The sequence below is a fragment of the Actinoplanes sp. TFC3 genome (assembly GCF_001553785.1).
Lineage (GTDB): Bacteria > Actinomycetota > Actinomycetes > Mycobacteriales > Micromonosporaceae > Actinoplanes.
Window position 1 is genome coordinate 539,434 of the sequence record NZ_LOJP01000001.1, and the last position, 4,864, is coordinate 544,297.

Consider the following 4,864-nt stretch of genomic DNA (forward strand, 5'->3'; position numbering starts at 1 on the left):
GTGGGGGCGGGCTCTACGAGGGAGGTGATCGGGAGGGCTTCGGCGGCGGCGTCCGGGGCATCGCCGTACGCGCGGAAGCGCCCCCCATCAGCCAGCGCCGCACCTTCCGTAGTCGCCTCGAGCGCGGTGGCCGGTGCGAACACCTGGCCCCGGTGGCCGCCCGCGCGCAGCTTGTCGAAGAACTGCGCCGCCGGTTCCGCACCTGCCAGGTCCTCGCCCGCCGACGACTGCCACAGGATCACCGGTGTGTGCGCGCCGACGCCGGGCAGGTCGAGCAGCCCGCCGTCGAGCAGCATCTGCGCGAACGCCGGCGCTGGCACCCGTACCTCTCCGGCGCCCTTTTGATAGACGTGCACGCCCTCGCCGGCGGTTGCCAGCACGGAGAACGCCGGACCGCCGCCGAGCCAGGGCACCGGATGACCGGTGGCCGGCCCACGTCCGACGGCGCCACGGTAGGTGCGGAACTGCGACCGGTCGAGGCCAGCCTCGGACATGTCGTCGGCTTGCGCCGCGGTCAACGGGAAGCCGTACCCGTGCACCCGTCCCGCGGCGTTTGTCAGGAGCTGCAGCCGTACGTCAGACAGTCGCAAGCCCGCCGGCGCCAGCGGAACGGGGTTGGCAAGAGGCGCCGGATCTGCCAAAGGCGCCGGATCTGCCAGAGGCGCCGGGTTCGCCAGAGGAACAGCCACGGGAGCGGGCGAGATCAGGTTCGGATCCTCCGGCAGGATCTCCCCGTTCTCCGGGAACGTCGAGTACTCGCCGTAGCCGTCCACCGAGGTCTTGCCGCCCGGGACCAGCAGCACCGAGCCACCAGCGCCGCGAACCGGTCGGTGGTCGCCGAGGGCGTGCAGGCGGCGGGCGAAGTCGGACATCGGGCCGTCCGGCCATTTTTGCGTGCCCACCAGGCAGATGATGCCGGTGAAGCCGCGGAACTTGGCTGGAGAGAACGCCTTGAGGTAGCCGCCGGCGTGCATGAGGTCGACGATCCGGTCGCCGCTGACCGAGAACTTGTCGCCGCCGCGGCGCATCACGACGGCGATGGACTTGGTCGAGCCGTGGGCGAACACCAGCGCGTCCCAGCGGTCCTTGGGGTCGCGCAGCTGATGGGTGGTGCCGGTTTCGGTCGTCGAGTCGGACACGCTCGTGTAGGACAGCGGGCCGCCCTTGTCGGTGTTGTAGAGGTACTGCGTGTCGGTGGCCAGGTCGCCGATTTTGCTCATGAAGTCGACGCCGGCGAGTTGACCGTCGCGGTAGTACATCGGGCGCATGGTGACGTGGCGGGGCAACAGCGGTCCCGGGTCGATCGTCGTCTGCCAGTTCGGCACGGTGACCCGGCCGTTGTCGAGCATCGAAGAACCGACAACCGCATGGATCGTACGGAAATAGCCCCGTCGTTTGAGCCCGGCACTGAGGCTTTCCGCGGTACGCCCGGCACGCAGCGGGGAGAAGGTGCCCGGCAGCATGGCGATGATCGGCTTGTTGGGATCGCGCTCGGCCGCCGATTTGAACGCTGCGGAGGCGGCGAGCACCCGGGCGAGTTCGTTTACCGGCAACGTCATGGGGCGATCGCCGTGCTCACTTCGTACCGCAAAAGTGCGCCCGTCGTCGGATCCCAGCAGGACCACGACCGGCATTTCCGAGGCTTTCGCCCACGCCGGCTCGGGCGAGAGCACCATGCCGTCGCTGTCGCCGAAGTGCTGCATCGTGTACTGGCTGGTGCTTTCCGCCCACTCGTCCACTCCGGACGGTGTGCTGTAGAAGTACTGCTGCGGTGTGGGCAGCACGACGCCGACTTCGCCGGGATAGCTGCTCTTGCTCTTGATGACGATGGTCCGCACCCCGTCGGACGGGATCCCGGCCACCCGCACGGCCTCGGTGGTGGCCGCGACCGACGTGCCGGGCGTGGCGTGAATGTGGCGAGCCGAGGTGTCGGCGCCCAACCCCACGGCAAAGTCATATCCGGTACGTCCAAAGTCGTTGCGTGCACCCGCCCCCGGAGACGCCAGCAGGATGCCGGTGGTGGACGGGCCGTCGAGCACCTGACGCACCACCGGGTGATCGGCGATGAGACGGCCGAACGTCTTGCCGTCGAGCGCGAGCTTGTGGCCGCCGTTTGTCGTCTGCGCCCACACCTGCGTGCCCGTACCGGCGACGGCGACCACCAGATCCGCCCCCGGACGCCGGGTGCCGCCCGCCGCGATGATCGGCCCGGCCACATCGGCCGGGTCCCCGGGCAGCGGCAAAGCAACGCCGCGGCCACCGCTGAGCGTGGTCACCACCAGGTCGTCGAGGCAGGGTCCGCGGACCAGCTCGAACTCGGCGTCGGTGGTCCGCAGCAGGCTCCAGCCCTTACCCGCGAAGAAGATGCCACTCGTGACCCGGTACACCGGGCGGTAGCCGCCGGTCGCGATCTGCCCGTCGAGGAACTGCTCGGCCGACTTGGCGATCCACTGGGCGTGCTCCTCCTTGCCGGTGCGAGCCTCGGGCATGAGCAGCGCTATCGGCCGGTTGAACCCGGAGTCGTCCAGGCGGCGGAAGTCGTCGTTGGCATGCAGGATCGCGGGCAGATCCCGGGGTGCGACGAGCGTGGTGCCGCCATCGCTGGTCGCCACGACGAAGTTGTCGCCGCCGTCCTCCCGCTCGACGAACACCATCAGCGGCCGGCCCGCCACATCCGGCCGGTTGCCGCCCCACGGGGCCGCCTTTTCGGTGTTCTCCCAATCGCCCAGCTCGTTCTTGTGGAACTCGCGCACGATGTCGAGCGCATCGTCGCCCAGGTTGTCGGCGAACGAGCGGATGTCGTCGAGGTAGTCGGGGTCGGCTGCGAGCACCACCCCGAAGGCCCGGCCACGCGGGTCGAGCGCCGGGCGTACGCGGGGTCGTCCGGGGCCAGGCCGGCTGGTTTCGCGCGGGTCAGGCGAGCCGGCTTCGGGCTCCCCACCGCGTACGGGCGGCAGCGGGCCGGTCCACGGGGTGTACCAGAACTGCTGGCTGCCCACCGGCTGCGCGCTCAGCCCGGCGGGGAACTGGCCCGGGGTGAACTGCGGGACGACGCCGAACTGTCGCAGCGTACCCATGTTGTAGACGCCCAAAGCGTTGCGCCGGCTGGTGTGGACCACCAGGGTCTGGGTGGCGCCGTAGCCCTCGCCTTCGTGACCCCAGCTGCGGATGGCCGACATGAACTCGTAGATCGAGCCGCCGGGCGCGTCGTAGCGGCCGGCGCTGCACGACAGGAACAGGAACGGCGCGAACCGTCCGGCGCGGGCGAAGGTCTGCAGCGGCCGGATCTGCGCGAACAGCTGGGCCATCTGCCGGCCGTTCAGCGCTGCCCGGCGGCCGTCGCGCAGCTTGATGTGGAAGTGCTCAGGATCGGCGTGCGCGTCGAGAATGATGAGGTCGCGCCCGCCAAGGCCACGGCGACCGTGGAACGGGGTACGCAGCTCGTAGCCGTTCACACTTTCCCGGCCCGGATAGCTGTAGTAGTAGTCCAGCTCGTCGTGCGCGATGTTCTGGTCGTCGGCGGTCATCACCGCGGTGTCCCCGGTCTTGCTGGGGAACGCGATGCCGACTTCGCGGCCGTTGCGGTCCGTGGTGACCACGTAGTAGACGTCGCGCCAGGTGAACTGGCCGAGATCCGAGGTCTGCAGCGGGTCGTAGGTGCTGGGCCCGGGGTTCGCCGGCTGCGGTGCCGCTTCTTGGAGGGCGTTGAAGGCTACGAAGACGCCATCGTCGGACAGGGTGGCGCCGGACGAGGTGACCGACAGGCGGCTGTCCGCTGCGTACACCTTGCCGTGGAAGCCGTGCCGCTGCACCAGGCGGTTGGTGAAGTCGTATGCGACGCCACCGGGCTTCCAGCGGGCTCCGGCGAACGAGGACCACATCACCACAGGCGTGGGGCGGCCGCCCGCGTTCATCACACCGGCCTCGGCCACCAGCCGGCCCAAGGTCGCGCCGTCGATGCGGATCGCGCCGCGTCCCCGGGCGAACGCGAACACATGCCCGACCCCAGCGTTGACCGCGTCGATGGCCACCGGTGCGGCCGGCGATCCCGGCAGGGTCCACCAGGGCGCTTCCTCGGTCATCGGGGTGCCTTCGCCGCGCTGCCCGGCGTACCGGCGAATCGTCCTGGCATTGAGCCCGGCCAGCGAGATGTTGCTGTAGTCATCCGAGGAACTGCGCGGGAATGCAACAACCATCCGCCCGTCCGCCCCGGGTGCCACGGTGTGGCGGATGTCCGCGAGCCGCAAGTTGTCCGTCACGGGAGCCAGCGACGGGCTGAGCGAGGGCAGCTCCTCGATGCGGACGAGCGAACCGTTGCCGCTGACCGCCAGGCGCACCGACGTACCCGTGATCACCGACATGGCCCGGGTGGCCGCGTAGCCCTCGCCGCGGTGGCCCATGCGCCACAGGGCGGCCATGAAGTCGTACGCGGCACCCCCGACCGTCGGGATCCGGCCCGCGTCCGCCGAGACGAACAGCACCGGTGTGGTGCTTCCGGCCCGCATGCCCGACATTGCGCCTGCGTTCAGGGCCAGTGCGAACAACTGCTCCCCAGGTACGGAGACGGTCCGGTCAGCACCGAGGCGTACCCGGAAACTCTGGGTGTCAGCGTCGGCCACAACGTAGAAGAAGGGCGGGTTGCCCGACCACGGCTTGCGCACGAAGCGCCCGGTGCTGCCGTCGGTGGTCCCCTGGAAGTAGTCCGGGCTGGAATCCAGTTCCAGCAGGCTGACATCCGCCTGGGCCAGGCGGCCGCCGAGCGTGGTCGTGGGGAACGCGACGCCTGCCGGACCGGTGCCCGCGTGAAGAGGGACGACGTCGGCCCGCGCGAGGTCGGGATCCAGGCCCGTGGGCGGGGCGGGGT

The 4,864-nt window shown here is 70.2% G+C and carries 1 pseudogene; it reads right to left on the bottom strand.

Annotation, left to right across the window (positions count from 1 at the left end):
• Positions 1 to 4,864, bottom strand: a pseudogene (locus TFC3_RS37730) (hypothetical protein); the annotation flags it as partial.